Annotated in this window: 19 protein-coding genes, 1 other RNA gene and 1 pseudogene; 12 read left to right on the top strand and 9 right to left on the bottom strand. The window is 69.6% G+C overall.

Annotated features, from left to right (window positions below; genetic code table 11):
* The first annotated feature begins 75 nt into the window (after nt 1–75).
* Nucleotides 76–1,539, top strand: a complete 1,464-nt coding sequence (locus IE305_RS06775) for an RNB domain-containing ribonuclease (protein WP_190128521.1) — start codon at nt 76–78, stop codon at nt 1,537–1,539.
* 29 nt (nt 1,540–1,568) lie between these two features.
* Nucleotides 1,569–1,974, top strand: an RNA gene (gene rnpB, locus IE305_RS06770) — RNase P RNA component class A.
* A gap of 742 nt (nt 1,975–2,716) precedes the next feature.
* Here rnpB and IE305_RS06765 read toward each other — a convergent pair.
* The 3 genes from IE305_RS06765 to IE305_RS06755 form a co-directional block, all read right to left on the bottom strand.
* Entirely contained in the window at nt 2,717–3,961 is a 1,245-nt protein-coding gene (locus tag IE305_RS06765) for a tyrosine-type recombinase/integrase (protein WP_190128520.1), read from the bottom strand.
* Between the two features lie 164 nt (nt 3,962–4,125).
* Nucleotides 4,126–4,311 carry a DNA-binding protein gene (locus IE305_RS06760; RefSeq protein WP_190128519.1) on the bottom strand — a complete coding sequence of 62 codons (186 nt, stop codon included), beginning with the start codon at nt 4,309–4,311 and terminating at the stop codon, nt 4,126–4,128.
* A gap of 150 nt (nt 4,312–4,461) precedes the next feature.
* The gene (locus IE305_RS06755; RefSeq protein ID WP_190128518.1) at nt 4,462–4,692 is read right to left on the bottom strand and encodes a hypothetical protein; all 231 of its coding nucleotides are present in this window, start codon (nt 4,690–4,692) and stop codon (nt 4,462–4,464) included.
* Between the two features lie 251 nt (nt 4,693–4,943).
* Here IE305_RS06755 and IE305_RS06750 point away from each other — a divergent pair, with 251 nt between their 5' ends.
* From IE305_RS06750 to IE305_RS06740, 3 genes are read left to right on the top strand one after another with little or no spacing between them, the layout of a single operon-like run.
* Nucleotides 4,944–5,612 (top strand): RNA polymerase sigma factor, encoded by a 669-nt coding sequence (locus tag IE305_RS06750; RefSeq protein ID WP_190128517.1) that lies wholly within the window; start codon nt 4,944–4,946, stop codon nt 5,610–5,612.
* Nucleotides 5,596–5,985, top strand: a complete 390-nt coding sequence (locus IE305_RS06745; RefSeq protein WP_190128516.1) for a hypothetical protein — start codon at nt 5,596–5,598, stop codon at nt 5,983–5,985. The genes IE305_RS06750 and IE305_RS06745 overlap by 17 nt, the downstream gene beginning before the upstream one ends.
* Nucleotides 5,986–6,025: 40 nt before the next feature.
* Entirely contained in the window at nt 6,026–7,627 is a 1,602-nt protein-coding gene (locus IE305_RS06740; protein ID WP_190128515.1) for a hypothetical protein, read from the top strand.
* Between the two features lie 134 nt (nt 7,628–7,761).
* Here the strand turns inward: IE305_RS06740 and IE305_RS06735 are convergent.
* The 5 genes and pseudogenes from IE305_RS06735 to IE305_RS06715 form a co-directional block, all read right to left on the bottom strand.
* A pseudogene (locus tag IE305_RS06735) lies at nt 7,762–8,121 on the bottom strand (single-stranded DNA-binding protein); the annotation flags it as partial.
* A gap of 62 nt (nt 8,122–8,183) precedes the next feature.
* A complete protein-coding gene (locus IE305_RS06730) occupies nt 8,184–9,095 on the bottom strand; it encodes a peptidoglycan-binding protein (protein WP_190128514.1) in 912 nt (303 codons plus the stop codon).
* Between the two features lie 221 nt (nt 9,096–9,316).
* A complete protein-coding gene (locus IE305_RS06725) occupies nt 9,317–9,583 on the bottom strand; it encodes a hypothetical protein (protein WP_190128513.1) in 267 nt (88 codons plus the stop codon).
* Nucleotides 9,584–9,677: 94 nt separating this feature from the next.
* Nucleotides 9,678–10,319, bottom strand: coding sequence for a hypothetical protein (locus IE305_RS06720; protein ID WP_190128512.1), 642 nt, complete (start codon nt 10,317–10,319; stop codon nt 9,678–9,680).
* A gap of 11 nt (nt 10,320–10,330) precedes the next feature.
* Entirely contained in the window at nt 10,331–10,972 is a 642-nt protein-coding gene (locus tag IE305_RS06715; RefSeq protein WP_190128511.1) for a ParB N-terminal domain-containing protein, read from the bottom strand.
* A 475-nt stretch (nt 10,973–11,447) separates the two neighbouring features.
* Between IE305_RS06715 and IE305_RS06710 the strand changes: the two genes are divergently transcribed.
* The 7 genes from IE305_RS06710 (at nt 11,448) to IE305_RS06680 (ending at nt 17,569) form a co-directional block, all read left to right on the top strand.
* The gene (locus tag IE305_RS06710) at nt 11,448–12,029 is read left to right on the top strand and encodes a hypothetical protein (RefSeq protein WP_190128510.1); all 582 of its coding nucleotides are present in this window, start codon (nt 11,448–11,450) and stop codon (nt 12,027–12,029) included.
* Between the two features lie 72 nt (nt 12,030–12,101).
* Nucleotides 12,102–12,392: a helix-turn-helix domain-containing protein gene (locus tag IE305_RS06705; RefSeq protein ID WP_190128509.1), complete on the top strand. Its 291-nt coding sequence runs from the start codon at nt 12,102–12,104 to the stop codon at nt 12,390–12,392.
* Complete coding sequence (locus IE305_RS06700; protein ID WP_190128508.1) at nt 12,389–13,390, top strand: hypothetical protein; 1,002 nt, start codon at nt 12,389–12,391, stop codon at nt 13,388–13,390. The genes IE305_RS06705 and IE305_RS06700 overlap by 4 nt, the downstream gene beginning before the upstream one ends.
* A gap of 19 nt (nt 13,391–13,409) precedes the next feature.
* Nucleotides 13,410–14,207: a P-loop NTPase family protein gene (locus tag IE305_RS06695; protein ID WP_190128507.1), complete on the top strand. Its 798-nt coding sequence runs from the start codon at nt 13,410–13,412 to the stop codon at nt 14,205–14,207.
* A gap of 140 nt (nt 14,208–14,347) precedes the next feature.
* Nucleotides 14,348–15,343, top strand: a complete 996-nt coding sequence (locus IE305_RS06690; protein WP_190128506.1) for a hypothetical protein — start codon at nt 14,348–14,350, stop codon at nt 15,341–15,343.
* Between the two features lie 74 nt (nt 15,344–15,417).
* Nucleotides 15,418–15,831 (top strand): hypothetical protein, encoded by a 414-nt coding sequence (locus tag IE305_RS06685; RefSeq protein WP_190128505.1) that lies wholly within the window; start codon nt 15,418–15,420, stop codon nt 15,829–15,831.
* A 118-nt stretch (nt 15,832–15,949) separates the two neighbouring features.
* Nucleotides 15,950–17,569, top strand: coding sequence for a DEAD/DEAH box helicase family protein (locus IE305_RS06680; RefSeq protein WP_190128504.1), 1,620 nt, complete (start codon nt 15,950–15,952; stop codon nt 17,567–17,569).
* 573 nt (nt 17,570–18,142) lie between these two features.
* Here IE305_RS06680 and IE305_RS06675 read toward each other — a convergent pair.
* Nucleotides 18,143–18,976, bottom strand: coding sequence for a hypothetical protein (locus tag IE305_RS06675; RefSeq protein WP_190128503.1), 834 nt, complete (start codon nt 18,974–18,976; stop codon nt 18,143–18,145).
* Nucleotides 18,977–19,065: the final 89 nt, after the last annotated feature.

Raw genomic sequence — 19,065 nt, 5'->3', positions numbered from 1 at the left:
GGTCCAGGGGCACCCTAACGCCCGTCCGCACTGCTCATCGTGCTGCGGCCGGGAGCCGCGCCTAGGCTCGGTGGCATGCCCCGGCGCCCGATACGTGTGACGGACACGGAGCGCACTCCGCTGCTGTCGGCCCTGCGGGAGCTGCGCGAGCGGACGCACGTACGGGTGGCGTTCCCGGAGGAGGCGCTGCGGGAGGCGGAGCACGCGGCGCGGCACCCGCGGATGCCGGCGTACGACGCGACGGACCTGCCGCTGTTCACGATCGACCCGCCGGGGTCGCTCGACCTGGACCAGGCGGTTTTCCTGGCGCGGCGGGAGGCGGGGGGCTACCGGGTGCACTACGCGATCGCGGACGTGGCGGCGTTCGTGACACCGGGCGGGGCGCTGGACGCGGAGGCGCACGCGCGGGTGGTGACGTTGTACTACCCGGACCTGCGGGTGCCGCTGCACCCGCCCGTGATCAGCGAGGACGCGGGCAGCCTGCGGCCGGACCGGGACCGGCCGGCGGTGCTGTGGCGGCTGGACCTGGACGGGGACGGGCGAGTGGTGGAGGCGGACGTGCGCCGGGCGGTGGTACGGAGCCGGGCGCGGCTGCACTACGCGGGGGTGCAGCGGGCGATCGACGCGGGGACGGCGGAGGAGCCGCTGTCGCTGTTGCGGGAGGTGGGGATGCGGCGGGAGGAACTGGAACGGGACCGGGGCGGGATCTCGCTGAACGTGCCCGAGCAGGAGGTGGTGCGGCGGGACGGGAGATACGTGCCGGTGTACCGGTCGCCGCTGCCGGTGGAGGGGTGGAACGCGCAGATCTCACTGATGACGGGCATGGCGGGGGCGGAGCTGATGCTGCGGGCGGGCACGGGGGTGCTGCGGACGCTGCCGGCGGCGCCGGAGGGGGCGGTGGAGCGGCTGCGGCGGGTGGCGCGGGCGCTGGGGGTGGTGTGGCCGGCGGCGATGCCGTACGGGGTGCTGGTCAGGGCGCTGGACCCGGGCGACCCGCAGCACGCGGCGTTCCTGCAGGAGTGCACGGCGCTGCTGCGGGGGGCGGGGTACGTGGCGTTCGACGCGGACCGCCCGGGGGCGCTGCCGCGCCCGGCGGAGACGGACCACGCGGCGCTGGCGGCGCCGTACACGCACTGCACGGCGCCGCTGCGGCGCCTGGTGGACCGGTACGCGAGCGAACTGTGCCTGGCGGCGGCGGCCGGGGCGCCGGTACCGGAGTGGGTACGGGCGGCGCTGGAGGGGCTGCCGGGGGAGATGGTGCGGGGCGCGCGGCGGGCGGGGGAGGCGGAGCGGGAGTGCGTGGACCTGGTGGAGGCGGCGCTGCTGCGGGACCGGGTGGGGGAGGTGTTCGACGCGTACGTGGTGGACGTGGCGGAGACACGCCCGACGGCGGGCACGGCCCACCTGTACAGCCCGGCGGTGGTGGGCCACGTGGAGGGCCCGGCGGACGGCCCGCCGCTGCCGCTGGGGCGCCGGATGCGGGTGCGGCTGGTGCGCGCGGACCCGGGCCGGGAGAAGGTCGGGTTCGTCCCGGCGTGAGCGCCCGGTACCATGGTCGACACGGCGGACGAGCCGGCCGGGCGGTCGCGTGGGGGTCTCAGGACCCTCCCGAGGAACGTCCGGGCTCCACAGGGCAGGGTGGTGGGTAACGCCCACCCGGGGTGACCCGCGGGACAGTGCCACAGAAAACAGACCGCCGGGGGCCTCACGGCCCTCGGTAAGGGTGAAACGGTGGTGTAAGAGACCACCAGCGTCCGGGGTGACCCGGACGGCTAGGTAAACCCCACCCGGAGCAAGGTCAAGAGGGGCCACCGCTTGCGGCGGCCCTGCGCGGACGACCGAGGGCTGCCCGCCCGAGTCTGCGGGTAGACCGCACGAGCCGGCCGGCAACGGCCGGCCTAGATGGATGACCGCCTCCCCCGGCGCCGCAAGGCACCAGGGAGACAGAACCCGGCGTACAGGCCGACTCGTCCGCCACCTAGGGCCTCTGATCAGCGAAAGTGCTGGTCAGAGGCTCTTTTTTGTAGATCGGGGAGCTTGGCGAGACCCCGTTCCGCACCGGTCCAAACGGGACCGCGCGGCTACGTACGTAGCCATGAAAGTAGCCACGAAAGATCCGGTCCGGGGCTGGCCCGGAGACGGCCGTGACAGGTCCCGGACCAGCGGAGATGGTCGATGCCCTGGGGCATCCGGGTGGGTGGTCACCATGCCTCGGCGGGCAGTGAAGCCGCTTCCGCCTTGTACCTCTCCAATAGCCCGGGTTGGTACGGAGCATGGGTAGGCGGCCTTCGGGGCGCTACCGTGGCCCCGTCGTGCCGGCGCTCCCTCGGGGCGTCGCTTCTGCCAGTAGGTGGGGAGTCTCGTGAGCCGCCACATCCACACCGCCGACGACGTAGCGCCTGGCACGATCACGCTGTGCGTGCAGGACGGCCGCCGGTGGGCCCATACGCCGGTAAGCGCCTACCTGTGGGAGCACGCTGGCGAAGAGATGCGGGCGGGACTGCGTGATGTCGCCCGTCGCCCCCTCCGGGGCGCCAGCCGCCCCGTGGTCGTCGTCCGCCGGGAGGACGTCGAGGGGGCCGATGCCTGCGGGGCGAACGGTGGCGGAGCCAGGGGATGAGAATGCAGCAGCGGGGCTGAGGCCGACCTTCGGCCTCAGCCCCGCTGGGGGTCCACCCTTTGCCGCTGTTCACGCGAGGGGACAGCGTGGAGGGCGTCAGGCAGCGATGCCTACGCGAGAGGGGGAGGGTGCCGGCCGCGCTGTCACGCTGGCGGCCACTGCCCCGTGCGTGTCGGCGTGGTCCTTCAGGAGGTGGCTGTACGTGCGCCGCAGCTCCTCGACGGTGTCGCCGACCCAGGCGGCCACGGTGTGCTCAGGGATTCCGTTCTGGAGGCACCTGGAGATGAAGGTGTGCCGGAGGTCGTGGAAGGTGGGAAGGTCGCCGTCCTCGTCCTTGATGCCCAGCTTCCGCAGGGTGGGCTTCCACAGGTCGTCGTTGAAGTGGTTCCGGTTGAGAAGGCCGCCGCGCGGTGTCCAGAAGAGTGGACGGGCCGGGCCGCGCTTGCAGTCGTCGATCTTCTTCTTGTGCTCCCACAGGACGGTCTCTGTGGCCTGCGGCGGGAAGCGCTCCATGTACTCCCCCAGGGCGTCCTGGAGGTACGGAGGTACTGGCACGTCCTTCGTGTTGAGGCGCGGGCTGGTCTTGAGACGGTCTACGAGCGTGGGCCTGTGGCGGGTCTCCTTCGTCCTGAGCACCTGCCGGCGGACGGTGAGGAGCTTGCCGTCCGAGGCGAGGACGTCGTCGCACACGGCGAACGCCTCTGCCTGTCGGGCGCCGCAGCCAAAGCCGATCATCGGGATGGGGCGGTAGAGCTCGGGGAACTCGTCGTAGATCGCCCAGCATTCGTCCGGGGTGAAGACGTACGACTTCGACGGCCCTACGTAGGGTCCTTCGACTTCGTAGGTGGGGTTGACGGTGATCTTCCCGTTCTGCAGCGCGTCCTTCATGATCATCTGGAAGACCTTCCAGTGACCCTCCGCGGTGGAGTTGGCGATGTCCTTGTTGGCCTCCATCTCCTGCACCCAGGCTTCGACCTGTGCCTTCTTGATGCTGCGCAGGCGCTGGCTTCCCCAGCGTGGATTGAGGTGCTTGCGGATGGCTATCTCATACTGCTCGAGGCTGGTGTCCTTGACTCGGCGCCTGCCGTACCAGTCGGCGGCCCATTGCCGGAAGGTCAGGTTCACTTCGACGGGTTCCGGGGCCACGCCGGGGGTAGTGCTGTCCAGAATTGCCTGAGCCTGGGCCTGGGTCAGACCGATCGAGTCGGGAATGGTGGCCCGCGTGCGGTTGCCTTCGCTGGTCGTGAGGTTGTAGTACCAGCTGTGCTTACATCCGCCCTTTTTGGGCCTGTTTTGATCGGGGCAGTCGCACCGCTTCTTGACAGTGGGCTTGCGTGCCACGGGACGCCTCTCGCGATCTCGTTCGTTCTTGGGTGATGCCCTGGCCAGGGGGTTGGACTGTACGTAGGGCGGGGCGCGGCAGGTCAAGCCGCTGAGCGGGAGGCGGGGCGGTCGGTGATGCGCCTGTTAATCGAGGTAGTAGCGCCTGCCTCGCTTATTCGAATTCACTCCGTGCGGGCATCGACCCATGCCTCAAAATCGCGCTCTCGTACACGCAGGATCCTGTCGCTGATGCGCACGATGGGGATGTCCCAATTCTTGTAGTTGTCGAGCACGGTGCGCTTTGGAACTTCCATTCGCTCGGCGATCGTCTCGAAACTCAGCAATGCATTGGAGCCACCGCGAGGCATAGCTGTCCTTGTCCATTCGTGCGTGTCCCCCGGCGGCCCGAACCGGCCGGATGGAGCCGGTTGCGTTCAGTCCGGCACTGACACGTACGTGGATCAGCGAAATCTGTTACACCCGGGAGATGCCCAAGGTGTCTGCCGGCGGACTGGTCGCTACCGCTTGGGCGTGACGGGGCGGCGCGGGGCGGGGTAGATCCGCCTGACTTGCTGGGCGGCCCCCTTCCCGCGGGTGCACAGGACGCCGCGGCGGCGGCCCACGCGTACGACGCTGGTGGCAGCGGCCTCGTCGATGTCAGCGCGCTGGGCGGCTGCGCTGATGGAGATCCACTCCTCGAACGGGAGGAGCATCAAGGTTCGGTCGGTGGTGCTGATGCATGCGGGCATGGCCACGGGTCCTCTCGCTTCGGGTCTGTGTCCGCCGGGTTGCTCTCCCGGCGCGTGCCCGCACCATATATCACAGCGAGCGTCGCAGGGCGTCGCTAGCCTGTTCGGCGCATTCCGTATGTGTCCGGTTATGCTGCCTCCGCGTCGCTACGGAATGTGATCTTCCTCTTGTGAGGAGAACGTGAAGGCAGCCCGAGGGCGGCGCTGTAGCGGACCAGCGCAGCACAACGCTCTAGGGGGGACAACACGCCGTGGCTGACATCTTGGAAGCCCTGGTCACACGCGCCGCAGCAGGCGGGGCGGACGGGGCCGACGCCATCTCGGCGTTGTACGACGAGCTCAGCGACACCGTCTACCACTGGGTGCGGTTCTACATCCGCGACGGTCACGTTGCGGAGGACCTGAGCCAAGAGGTCTGGCTGAAGGTCTCCCAAAACGTCAGCAAGTACCGGCCAGGCACGAGCTTCCTTGCCTGGCTGCGCACGATCACGAAGAACACTGCGCTGGACTACCTGCGGTCCGTGCAGCGGCGTCCCTCGGAAGTGCTGTACGCCGACCACCTGGAACTGGACCGGCCACGCGTCGGCCAGAGCCCGGAGGAGTACGCGGAGAACCGTGCGCTGGCCCAAGCCGTTACCGCTCACCTGCATAAACTGAGACCCCAGCAGCAGCAGGTCCTGATCCTGCGGTTCTTCGACGGGGAAAGCCCTGGGCGCACCGCGGAGATCATGGGGAAGACGGATGGTGCTGTTCGTACCCTGACGGTGCGGTCACTGCGCAAGCTCGCTGAGGTCATGCCGGCCGGGGAGTCGTCTTCCCAACTGATCGAGGAGCTGCTGACAGCGGCAGTGGGCAGAAACAGATACGTCGGTACACGGGTTGAGACACGAGAGGCGAGGGCGCATGTCGCGACGAGCTGACCAGAGCGAGCGCCTTGAGCGGGCGCTGGACGGCGGGCCCATCCCTCACGACGAGGAGACCCGCCGGATGCTGGCGGCCGCGGGCGCCTTGCGTCCCGGTTACCGACGCAGTCCTGCGCGCGTGCGGGCCACTAAGGAGGCGATGCTCCGCGCGTACGAGCACGCCCAGAACCCCCTGAAGACCCGCGATGACGCCGGGACCGACGATGGTTTGGACGAGCCGGAGATCCATCGCGAGGAGATGGACCTGCCCGGAGGCGGGCACCTGGTCCTCACTGACATCGAGGCCATCACTCCGGAGCGTGCCGAGAAGACGGCCGCCCGCATCGCGCGCATCTTGCAGAGCAGTGAAGAAAGAGACCGGCTGAGTTGAGCAGCGCCATATCCGGCTGCCCGAGTGTGGAAGGGCGGCCGTGACCCCCTCCGTGCCGCGCATCAAAATCCACGTCCTTGCTCCGGACGCGCACGACGATGATGTTCCGCTCACAGATGTGGGCGTGGTCAACATGGACGGCGAGCGCCACCTGTTCCTGAGCCCGCAGTCGTTCTACTCGGCTGTGCGGCAGGTCAGCGCCGCCATGCCGGACCTGCCCTTGGAACAGGTCGAGCGCTTGGTGCGTGATCACTGTGAGTTCAAGGACTTCGACGAGCTGCTGGGACCTACCGAGCCTGCTCCGCCTGTTGACCTGCCGCCGCACACGGAGGAACCGGCTGCGCCGGCAGGCCCGAGGGGGCGTGCGAAGAAGTGGGTTATCGCTGCGGCGTTGTTGCCGGCTCTTGCCGGGTCTTGGGCGCTTGGGCACGTCACGGGCGCCAACTCGGCATCGACTGCCGCGAGCGCCCAGGACGGGGGCACCGCGCGCAGCAAGGCGGCCAAGGACAACCGCAACCTGGGGCCGGAGCCGTTCACAGCTCCCGACTTCAAGGACTTCTCCCTTGCGGGAAAGATCAGTTGCAGCCCCATCGACGACCTGGAAGCGGAGTGCACTGACTCCGACGGGATGGTGATGGCGACCAAGGCCGCGACGGGACCGGATTCCACCATCTTTACGTTCTCGTACGGCAAGGAACGCCTTGGCCTGCGCATCTTCGGGACAGCTGAATATGCGAAGACGTGGGCGATGCAGGACGCCTCCCGGGAGCTGTACCCCAACATGGTTCTCTCAGGTCGGTACGTGCTGTGGGGTACCGACGAGGAGCGGCTGAAGGACTACGAGGGGGAACTGCTGGCTGCGGCCAAGAAGTCTGCGGGTGCAGCCCATCAGGCGACTTCGATGGGTCACGCTGAGCCGTTGCCGCCTCGCCTTGCCGCTCTCACCCTGGGCACTCTGGGGCTCGACGAGCAGGACGTGCACACGATTCTCTACGCCCCACAGGACGCTACGGTCGACGCGCCAGTTTTACTGGCGGCACGGGCCGTCTTGGGCGTGCCTGACGCGTCGCCTTCCGTCGTGAAGCCGGGCGAGCAGGACATCGTGGCGCTCGCCGCAGGGCTTGAGCCACCACCCGCGACCGGGCCGGACACACGTGCGTCCACAGCCAGTTCGGGCACCGACCCGGGGTCGGGGACGAACTCGACAGGTAGCTCGTCCGGGGAGCCGACGGAGACTGCGCCCGCCACGGTCCCTGATCCGTCACCGGACCAGAAGCCAGTGGAGAGCGAGCAAACGCAGAAGCCCGAGGAGCCCAAGCCCGAGCCGACGCCGGAGCCAACGCCCCAGCCCGAGCCGGAGCCGACGCCCCAGTCCAAGGCCGAGCCGACGCCTCAGCCCGAGCCGACGCCGGTCGAGCCGGAGGGTCCCTCGACGACGCCCGTCGAACCCGCCCCGGCCGAACCGGCCCCGCCGGTCACTGAAACGCCGGCACCGCCGTCGGAGCCAGGCCCCGACCAGACACAGCCGCCCACCGGCGGCGCTGCCCAGGAGCCGCCTACCTCCAGCGGGCAGGCATCCTCGAACGGCGAAGACGGCGAGCTGCTGGCGCTCCCGCAAGCCTGGATCGCCCCGGCCGCGTAGCACAACGCGCCGCGCAGGAGACCACCTGCGCGGCGCGTTCCCGTTTCGGGACACACTCAGAAGGGCGGCTCCGTCGCCCACTGATCGTCGGCCATGGGGCGGCCTGCTGGAGTGGCGGCCGGACGCTGCCCACCGGTCCTGGTCACCTTCGCGGTCGCATTCTTCAGACTCACGCCGACCTCTTCGACGTCGAGTTCGTACACGGTGCGCTTGACGCCCTCGCGGTCCTCGTAGGAGCGCTGCTTGAGACGGCCCTGGACGATGACGCGGGTGCCGCGCGTCAAGGACTCGGCGACGTTCTCCGCCGCCTGCCGCCACACGGCGCAGGTCAGGAACAGGCTTTCGCCGTCCTTCCACTCGTTGGTCTGCCGGTCGAAGGTGCGGGGAGTGGACGCGATGCGGAACTTTGCGACCGCGGCGCCGGAGGGCGTGAAGCGCAGTTCGGGGTCGTCGACCAGGTTGCCGACGACCGTGATGACGGTCTCGCCTGCCACGGGAGCGGGCCTTTCGGAATGGGGTCGGCCCGTCGAGGGGCGGGCCGACCGGTGGGTAGGGGTCAGGAGAAGAGCAGGCGCCAGGTCAGGGGACCAGGGAGCCCGTCGGCGTCGCCGCGCAGCTCCGCTCGGCTGAGCTGGAAGTCGCGGAGGTTCAGCCGGTCGGCCTCCGTCCACTTCGGGCCGGGGCCGGAGGTGTAGTGCTTACCGAAGCCCTTCTTCACGAGCTGCTTGCCGAGCAGGGTGATGTACGAGTTGTTCTTGCCCGGCCCGAAGTAGGAGGTGCCGGGGAACGGCGGCGCGGGCTGGGGCTTGGTGTTGGTGGTGCTCGAGTCGGAACCGGAGCTGCCGTTGACCTTGGCCTTGGCCAGGGTGACGAGCTTGGCGAAGTTGATGTTGCCGGGGTCGCCGTGGTCGTTCTCCGGGACATGGGCGTGGCCGCACCAGCCCTGGAAGTTGTTCCACTCGGCGAAGGACATCCGGGCGTCGGTGTCGCCGTAGGAGGACGGGTAGGGCAGCCACGTCGCCGGGCCGGTCAGCGGGATGTTGTTGTTCTTGTACTGCCAGGCCATGAACGCCGCGAGGTCCTGCAGGGCCCAGTCGGGGGCGTCCGGCCAGTAGACGTAGTCCTCACCCGCCGTCTCACCGTCCCAGCTGGTCTCGTTCTCCGGGTCGCAGGTGCCCACCAGCTCGATCTGGATGCAGTTGAGCGTGTTGGTCTCCACGCCGCCGGCACGGTTGACCAGGGCGCGGGCGGAGGAGTCGAAGGGGTAGTGCTGGTAGAACTCCAGCCGCTTCTTTCCGAAGTTCGGCACGGCGGTGATGTTCGGCGCCTCGGCGCCCTGGTCGTACGAGGGCAGGACGCTGCACTCGGTCGTGTGGATGACGCCGCAGTTGGGCTTGATCTCGCTGCCCTCGTAGCGGGACGAGTAGTCGTACGCGCGGCTGGCGCCGGGGTAGTACAGGACGGTCACGGTGGTGCTTCCTCCAGTGCTTAGTGAGCAGGGAGGGAGCACCGTGATGGGTGGTGCGGGTTAGTGTCGCGTGCTGTCCGTGGGGCCGCCGTTGTCCGGCCGATACGCCGGGATTCCGCGGGGCGGTTGCCGCTCCGATGCGCGTGCACCTGGGCGCAGCCCCGTCCGAGGGGGCGACGGACCGGTGAGGGGGCCCACCGGGTCCGTGCTCGTCTTGGTGGTCAGTGGCCGCGCAGTTGCGCGGCGTACGTCTCCGCCTCGGCCGCGAGGTCGGGCACGAGCTTGAGGTGCTCGAGGAGTGCGGCGATGCGCTCGCCGTGGGGCGGGGGGAGTATTACGGTGCCGTCGGGGGCCTTGATCGGGCGCGTGGCCGTGGTGGCGGCCGGCGCGCTGGTGGTCGACGGTGCCGTGGCGGTGAAGACCATGTTGCCGCCTTGGATGACGGCGCCGGTCACGGTGCCGCCGGTGATGCTGTTGACAACGCCCACTGCTGGTTCCTTCCGGATGAGTGATCGTTTTGCCCGGGGAGCGTATCGCTAGTGATCAACAGGGCGTTGGGCCGGGCTGGCCGGAGCGCAGGGCCTACCCGTCGACGACCTCGGCGTCTAGGACGCTGCCGTCCTCCAGTTCGGGCGGCTCGGGGTACTGCACCGCGAAGAGGCTCTTGTTCAGCCGCTCTGCGATCGCTGTGAGGTCGACGCCGGATTCCTCGTCGGGTGCGCCGGCGTCGATGCCGGTGATCTCGACGGCGATCGCAGCGTCCTTGCCGTAGTGGTGGCGGTGCTGCCGCTCCAGGTACCAGGCGTCGGCGCGCCAGTCCGGGGCCGTGCGGTCCTCGGTGACTTCCTCGACGATCTGCCCGGTTTCGGGGTCGCGAAATTTTCTCGTCGTGACCTTGGTGACGATCCCGCCGTCGGCGACCCGGCGGATGTTGGCCATGGCGCGGGCGCCGGCCATGGCGCGGGCGGTGCGGACCTTCTCGAACAGCTCAACGTAGGGGTCCTCGTCCCGGTTCGGGGCCTGCCCGTCTTCGCGTGCGGCGACTTCGGCGCGGCCGCGGGCCATCCACCGGTGGTAGGTGGCGCTTGAGATGCCGGCCGCCTCGGCGGCGAGTTCGACGGCGATGCCGGTGCGGGACGCGGCGATGATGCGGCTCTCGACTTCTTCGGACAGCAGAGTGGGGCGCCCGGCGCCGGAGCGGCGGGGTTTGCGGCGGTTGGACATGGGGCGGATCCTCAGCGTCCGGGCGTGAACGCGTGGCCGCAGGCCGGGCAGGTGGTCAGGCGCGTGCGTCCCTCGTCGTCCGCGCTGAGGTTCTCGCCGCCCAGGCCGTCAGCGCCGTCGTCCGGGAGGTGCAGCAAGGCTGCCTGGTCCTCGTTGACTGCGCCGGGCAGCGTTTCGGGGTCGACCTGGCGCAGCAGCTTGTCCAGCTCGTCCTCGGAGATGGCGAGCGAGTCATACAGCTCGGCGTCTTGGGTCACGATGTCTTCGAGGTAGGCGGCGAGCGAGCGCGGTCGCCAGCCGCCGTCGGCGCCGATCTTGTTGAGCTTGATGTTCAGCGCCTTGGCCTCGGCGTCGGAACGGGAGGCCCAGCCGCGCTGGACGGGGACGAGCCAGCCGCCGTCGTTGTCCAGGAGGAGCCCAGCGGGGAGCCGTTCGCCGCGGGTCTGCATTTCGATCAGGGCTTCGCGGCGGCCGTGGCCGCCCAGGATGGTTTGGGTGCGTTCGTCGGCGATGGGCTGGTCGACGAAGCCGTGCGTGCGGATGCTCTCGATGATCCGCTCGACTTCGTGTTTCTTCGGATTGCCGGGTGCGGGGGTGAGGTCGGTGAGCGGCACGTAGGTGGTGTAGCGGGGTGCGGGCACGGTCTCGGTCACGGCTGTCCTTCTGGTTCGTGGTGCCGGCGGTGGGCGCGGTCTGCGAGCCCGCGGACTTCAACCGCGGCGCCCCGTCTCGCAAGCGGGGCATGCCGTCATGGCCGGGCCGCGCCCGCCGCCGGGCCGGTGCCGCCTTCGTTCCGGATGGGGCGGTACCGGAGCTCGCCCGCCCCTGGCGACGTCACCAGGGGCGGGCGAGCTGCGGCGAAGGTAGGCGGCGCATGTTGCTTGTGTCGCGTGTTCCGGCCGGTAGGGCGGTGTAGCTGGGGGCGGCTGTCGGCGAGTTCGGCAGAGGGGTGGCACACACGGCGACGCGGCCTGTAGTATTTGCCGTGGCTGGGAGAGCAACTCAGCCATCCGGGCCTTGGTGTCACAGATTTCGCCAGTCGACGTACCTACTGGCGGCACCCTCTGCACTCCGCCCGGGACAGACCCGAAAAGCCCTGGGCCGCGCCTTGGGTGAGAAAGGACCCACATGTCGTACGACGACGTCAAGCAGACGCCGGAGCCTGCCCTGTCCCTGGGCGACGCCGCGCTCCTCTCGGTCTTCGCCAAGCTGTTCAAGGACCACGTCGTGCCCGCGATCGACGAGAAGATCGCCGCCGTGAAGGGTCCACTCCTTGCCGCTTACGACGACCCCGAGAGCAGCACCAAGTCCGTTGACGCCAAGGTCAACGGGGTCGCCGTCGCCACACACACGGTGGCCATCTCCAAGGACAAGTACGTCGTTGGCGACGAGGATGTGTTCAACGAGTTCGCAGAGGAGAAGGGTGAGGCGGAGGCCATCATCCAGGCCCGCCCCGCCTTCCGCGACGCGATGATCAAGCGTGCGGCATACGACAAGGCAACGGGTGAAATTGTCGACAAGCTGACCGGCGAAGTGATCCCCGGCCTGACGCGCATCCCCGGCGGCAAGCCGACCGGTTCCGTATCCCTCCGCTGGAAGGACGGCGGGCAGGAAGCCGTGATGGAGGCGTTCCACGAGGGACAGCTTGACGGCCTGTTGCGCGGTGTGCCGATGCTCCCCGCCGCGCCCGGCCGCGACGCCCAGCACTAACGCGCACACGGTCGAACGACCGCCCGGCCGCCCCGCTGCGGCGGCCGGGCCCTTCCCTCAAAGGACCCTGCCTTGTCCACCCACACCCACATCGCCCCGGCGCTTGCCGAAGGCATATCCGACCGCGCGTTCCGCCTGTACTGCTACCTCGTCCTGGAGAGCGACGGCGGGTGGGTCACCGTGCAGGACGCCGCCGACGCGTGCAACCTGACCAACCACCAGGCCCGCGAACCCCTCTCTGAACTCCGCAAGGAGGGCATGGCCGAATCCCGGCGCGTGTACGAGATGGGTTCCCATGGCCGCAAGACGTGGCACACCTACTTCCGGCTGTCGCAGGAGACGGTGAGTGGGGCAGCAGCGTGACCAACCGCAGCGCGGTGCGCCACAACCGCCGCCCCCTCTTCGTCGCGGTCGAGTCCGCGACGGCCCGTGACCTTCGTATCAGCTACCGTGCGCTTGGCCTGCTCACGTACTGCCTTGATCAGGCCGACAGTTGGAACGTCCGCTCCGAACAGCTCGCACGCGGCGAGGGACGCGAAGGGCGGGACGCCGTCCGTAAAGCACTCCACGAACTGGCCGCGCACGGCTACTACCGCCTCGAGCGGCGCCGCTTCCTCGACGGCAAGACGGCCATGGGCGCCGCGGTCAGCATGTATCCCGTCGAACAGTGGGCGAAGGACTACATCACCTTCGGCAAAAAGCTGGATGTGCCGGTCGTCGAGCAGGAGGACGGGTCGTTTCGCGTTCGCTACCCCGACAACAGCCTTGGCTCGGACGGCTTCGCGGCCGACCCGGATGCCAGGCCGGACGACATCCCCGCTGAGGACGCCCCGGAGATGGAGGAACTGGAGGAGCCCGAGGAGCCGGAGCCGCAGCCGAAGAAGAAGCCGCGCCCCGTCCCGCCGGCCGCCGCTCGCGCCGCCGCGAAGAAGGCCAAGCCGTCCAGCGCCCCGGAGAGGCCGGACGAGACGGCCGGGGAGGCGAAGGTGAAGACGCCCGCCCAGGAAGTCGCCACCTGGTACTACGACCACGCCACCCAGCACCTTGGCCCGTACGCGGGCAAGCAGAAGTCCGGGTGGTACTTCGCCCTCGTCAAGCTCAGCCAGCAGGCCCTGGACGCCGACTACACGAAGAAGCAGGTGGCCAAGGCGTTCCAGCGCACCGGGGTGCACTTCCCTACGGCCCACCAGTTCCAGCGCGCGCTGAGCGACGAGCGGAACAACAAGCCGATGCCCGCCCAGTACGGCGGCCGCCCCACCCTCTACAGCGATGCCGCGACCTGGGGGACGAACGACACGTGCGGACCACCCCCTCCGGCCGCCCCCGACGACGGCGCCACATTCGGCATCGTCCCCGCCTGATGCGAAAGGAGAACGAGCGGTGAGCACCATGGCCGCCGAACGCTTCATCCCCGAACGCGAGCCGAAGCGGCTGTTCGAGATCACGGAGCGCACACTTGCGGCGCTCCGTCGCGGCGGGGCGGACCTCTCGCAGCTCGGCGTGCCCGCGCCGCCCGAGGACAGCGAGACCGAGCTGTGGGAGGACGTCTCTGTCCCCCAGGCCCGTGCCCGCACTCTCGCCTGGCGGAACAGCATGGCAGCGGCGGACCACGACGACTACTTGAAATGGCGGTTCGCCGACCTGGACGACACTCAGCGCCCCAAGGCGCTGAGTGACTGGCTCGGCTCGGTCGTCGAGGCGAAGAGGCAGAAGGCCCGCCCCAGCACGATGCACTTCATCGTGTCGGGGAACATCGGCTCGGGGAAGACCACCGCCGTGGCGGCGCTCGGCAACGAGGCCAGCGACCGGGGCCTGCTCGTGCGGTTCGTCCAGCACTCCACGTACCTCACCTGGCGCCGCCCGGACGGCGGCCCCGACGGTATGAGCCGGTACGAGATCCGAAGGCGTCACGTCGAGGACCCGGACCTGCTCATCCTGGACGAGCTGTGCGGCGAGATGGACGGCGTGCAGACGGAGTTCGTCCGCCGGGAGACCACCGACCTGGTCGGCTCCCGCCTCGCCTCGGGCAGGCCGACGGTGTTCTCGACCAACCTGCGGCGCGATGGCATCAAGGCCGTCCTCGGCGAGCGACTGCTGTCGCGCATCGAGGACCGGGCGTACCTGGCGAAGGTCGTCGGCCCGGATCGCCGCATGCCCCACAAGCCGCTGGACTGGTAAACGGCAAGCCCCAACGGCCGGTGACAAGGCGTACGCGATCAAGGGCAGCGCACGCGCGGGCGGAGGTTATATCGTTTGGGCAACCCGAGGGCCGACGAGCATAGGTCCCCCGGGGAAGACCCGAACGAAAGAGACCTGTCTTGCCCAAGTTGCCCACCATACGCGCCATTACCCAGGGTGAGCGGGAGCTGCGAGATTGGCACCGCAACCTCCGTATCGGAGCCGCGGCCGCCGGCTTTGGAATGATGCTCGCCTCCCTCTACCAACTCCACTGGGCAGGAACGCTCATCGGCTTCCCCACCTTCGCGGCTGGCGCGATGGCCGGTTCTCTCGAACTCCTCCTCGCTTTCAACGCCGGAGCCGTCACCTCGATACGCAAGCGCACGGAGCGGGGCGCGGAGGGCGGCTACTACTGGTCGTTGTGGTGCATCTTCGCCTTCCTGCTGTGCATCTCGATCGCCGCGAATGTCGGCCACGCCATGGTCGCGCTGTCCGAATGGTTCAGCGTCGGCGGTGCCCCGACCGTGATGGCGGAGCACCGCGTGTACGTGTACGCGGTCGGCTGCGCCGTCGCCGCGATGGTGCCGCTCGGCGGCAGTTTCGGGCTGCACATCTCCGGGTTTGTCCGTGCGCGCGGAGCGGGTTCCGACTGGGTCGACGAGGACGGTACCGGCGCGCTGCTCGACACCGCGGCGCCCGTACCTGCGGCGCCGCGGAAGACGCCGGCAGTGCCGCGCCCCACGGCGAAGGTGCCCGCCGAGAAGCCCAAGCCCCCCGCACCCGACCAGCCGGCCGAGGCCCCGCCGGAGGAGCCGAAGGACGAGGTAGCGGAGGAGATCGAGCAGGAGCCGGATCCCGCTCCCGAGATCGAGCTGGTCAAGGTGCTGTCCGAGGAGGAGCTGTACGCCATCTACAAGGCGGCCAGGGATGCCGATGAGCACCACCGCTTCGGCCCGCGCGGGGACTTGAATCCCACCCAGCTCGGCCGCCGTCTCGGACAGAGCCCGCAGAACGGCCGGAAGAACGTCGGCCCCCGTTTTGACTCCCGCTACCGCGCGGAGAAGCAAGAGGAGCGCGGCGACGGCGTGGACCTGGACGGTCTTGAAGCCGGTAGTGAGGCTGCTCAGGCATCCTGACGTACCGCACCTGCACGACTTCGCGGCGGGCGCACCCGATCCAGGGCGCCCGCCGCTGGCACGATCGGATCTTTATGACCTCCGAGAACCTGGCCCGTCTCGCAGCCGCCCGCGCGCACCGCGACCTGTCCGACCTGGCCCGGCAGGGTGTGGGCGTCATCAGCTCCGGCGCAGGGGCATGTGAGCGGATCGAGGCAGCGCGACGGCTGCGGGTGATGGTCAACGAACTCCTCTACCTGGTCGTACTCGGCGAGGCCCTGGGCGGCGAGCCGTGGGAGGAGATCACGCGCGCCCTGTGCCGTCGGGACGTCGAGACCGTCCGGGCCGAGTACGACGAGGCAGTGGCTCAGTGGGAGGCGGCGCCGGCCACGGCGCTCCACGGAGCCAAAGGCGACGCGCAGGACTTGGACGACTGGTACCGGCGACATCGGGAAGACGCTGACCCACCCGCAGAGAATCCGGCCTCTGACCTGCTGCAAACGGATTGATTCTCCGCCCAGACCCGCTAAAATAATACAGCGCGCGTCAGGGCGAGAGGCTAAGACCCTTCGCGCCGCAACATCCGGGAGAGCAACCCGGAAGACCCGAAGCGAAAGGCCCCGTTCCGTGGCTGGAATCACCGCGCCCCAGCGCACCCGCAAGAGCCGGAAGCCCACCGGAAAGCCGAATCCGCCGATCATCCTGCTCACCGGCCCGGAGAAGACCGGCAAGAGCTACGAGGCAGCGCGCGGCTCCGGCTCCGACCTCATCGGCATGACGTACTGGATCGAGATCGGCGGCAGCGAGGGAACCGCCGACTACTACGGCCGCGTTCCGGGCGCCGACTACGAGATCGTCCCGCACGACGGCTCCTACCAGGACATCCTCGACGCGATCCGCTGGGTGAACCACCAGCCCCGCGTCGATGGCAAGCCGAACATGCTGGTCATCGACTCCATGACCTCACTGTGGGACATGCTCAGCGACGAGATCGCCATGTATGCCCGCAACCGCGCGATCCGCAAGGCGGAGCGCAACCGCTCCCGCGTGCCCACCCTCGACGACCCTGTCGTCATCGACTCGGACCTGTGGAACCGGGCCAAGGACCGGTGGGGCGAGGTCTTGTGGCTCCTGCGCCGCCACCAGGGCCCCTGCCTGCTGCTCGCCCGCACGGAGATCGTCACGGCGTTCGAGAACGACAAGCCGACCCGCAACACGACCCGGAAGGTGAAGGCGGAGAAGAACCTTCCCGCTGCCGTCGACGCGATCGTGGACCTTCACGCCATCGGTGAAGCCTGGCTTACCGGCGTGCGGACCCTCCACATGGAGATCCAGCCCGGCGAGACCCAGCGGTTCCACGACTTCACCATCGACGGGCTGCTGCGCCGCCTTGGCCTGCAAGACGCCGCCGAGTCCCGCTCCGCCTCCGAACTGCGCCCCGACGCCGATTTGCAGGAGCACAGCCAGCAGACTCAGCAGCCCGCCCCGCGTCCGGAGCACGCCCGGCCCGCCCCGGCCCTGACCGGCGAGCAGGCAGCCAAGCTGATCCGCGACGCCCTGATGCACCCCACCGACCCCGAAAACGCCCTGCGCGAGCTGCGCGAGTATCACGGTCGCCGCACGCTCACGGCAGTCAAGACGGACACCGCGTGGGGGGTGATGAGCGCCGACGAACTGATCACCAAGTCGCTGGACCACCTCAAGGCGAAGGCCGAACAGGCACAGGCTGGCATGGAGGACGGCGAGCAGCCCGGCGGCCAGCAGGACGCGACCGGGCGCGCGGCCGACGAGGAGAACGAGCTGACGGACCCGGACGAGCCCGAGCCCGTCAACGAAGGAACGCCGCCGCCCCCGGACCCGGACGAGGAGCCGCCCACGCCTGAGCGGCCCGAGGAGACGAGCGAAGCCGAGGAGCCGCAGGACCTCCCCCGGCCCCGCCCGGCCCAGGTGAACAGGGCCAACAAGGTCATGGCGGTACTGCTCACCGAGGCGGAGATCCAGGCCCGCATCATGGGCATGACGATGCGGGAACACCTGGAGCCGATCTCAACCCCCGACCAGGGTGCGCCGCCGCCGATGACGAAGCTGCGCACGTACATCATCGAGCACCGCCCCACGGTGATCGGCCTCCTGGAAGAGCGCGGCGAACGGGACATCGCCAACGCCTACCGGCTTGCAGGCAAGCCGGAGCTGAAGATCGCCGAAATGTTCGCGACGCTCTACACCGACCTCGCCACCGTCGGGTGACGTGAGCTGACGCGCTACGGGCGCGCCTCGCCTCGCTCCGACCGGGGTGGGCGCGCTCCGCGCATGACGCCACGCCACCTGCCGAAGGCGCGCCTGCACCCCTCCAGTCATCGCGCGGGCGCGCCTTGCTGTGTCCAGGGCGCGCGCCACCTGACTCCATAGGCGCGCCACACCGCAACCGCACCGCGCTCGCGGGTGGCTGTGGTGGCGCGTCCCCGCGCCACCAGGGAGTAGCGCGCTTGCGCCGCCACGCGCGCAGGGTGGCGCGCCCGCCCGACTCGGCGCGCCAGCAAAGGCGCGCCGGCACTCCGGTGGCGCGCCACCCCGGGCGCGCTCCGCGCTGGAAAGCGCGCGCTACTGAGTGGCGCGCCATGGGCTGACCTGCGGATTCTCCTCGCGCGCCATGTCGGGGCGCGCCTGGTCCGCTTGCGGCTGGGGCCGGGTGGCGCGTGCGTGGCCCGGCCCGGAAGGTCACGCGCTACGGGCCGGAGGGGCGCGTCGCGACGGCGCGGGCGCGCGGGCATGAAGAAGGGCGCGCCCAGATCGGGCGCGCCCTGGGGCGCAAGTGCGTCGTCAGTTCGCAGAGCGCGCCTGCGGTCGGCGCTCGGCGCGCCGCTGTCGTAGTACGTCCTCGCGCGCCTGCCGCGCATCGTTGCGCACCGCGGTGCGCAACCGGGAGAACTCCTCCGGGTACCTCTCGGCGAGGAGCCGCATCGCCTGGAGACGGTAGTTCGGCGCGGTCGGCATCCGTCCCCACCGCGCCGCCATGTAGTTCAGGGTGTACTGGAGGAAGCGGAGCTCGGCCTCCAGCCGCGAGCGGAGCTGCGTGACGCGTGCCTGGTGTGCCTTGCGGGACTCGCCTTCCAGCTCTGGCAGGAAGTCCTCCGGGTTCCGCATCATCTGCACAGCGAGAGCCTGCGTCCGCGGAGCCACCTCTGGCGAGCGGAACGCCAGGCCCTGGACGTAGTTGCGGCCGGACCGCGAGCTGCCGGCGGCCTCTCGGACGAACGCCGACCACTCCTCGGCGAACGCCTCGTCGTCGAGTTGCGCCAGGTACTCGGCCTCGTCTGCGGCCAGGTCCTCCACCGCGGCCAGGACGGGTTGCCGCGCGTCCTGGAGCTGCTGCCGGAAGTCACGGATGCGGGCCTGGTGATCCCGCTTGGACTCGCCGTCCCGGCGCGCGACCACCGTCTTGAACTCGCGGGCGGCGCGGTCGGCTGCGGCGAGCGTACGGCTGGCCAGGTCCTGGGAACGGAACGCCTCCGCCTGTGCCTCGCGCGTGGTGGCCTCGTCAGTGCCGCCTTGTACGTACGTGATCCACGCCTCGAAGAACGCCTGGTGAGACATCTCCTTCAGGCGCTCGACCTCTGCCGTGATCTTCTCAGCAGGCGGCTGCGCATCGGCCATCCCCGCGGTTCCTCCTGGTCGCTGCTCAAGCTGTGGTGCCGCACGCGGCGGCCGGCATGTAGTAGGCGATGGCCGCCTCACGACCGAAC

Source organism: Streptomyces mashuensis, from assembly GCF_014654785.1.
GTDB lineage: Bacteria > Actinomycetota > Actinomycetes > Streptomycetales > Streptomycetaceae > Streptomyces > Streptomyces mashuensis.
This window is presented reverse-complemented; position numbering and strand designations above follow the sequence as displayed.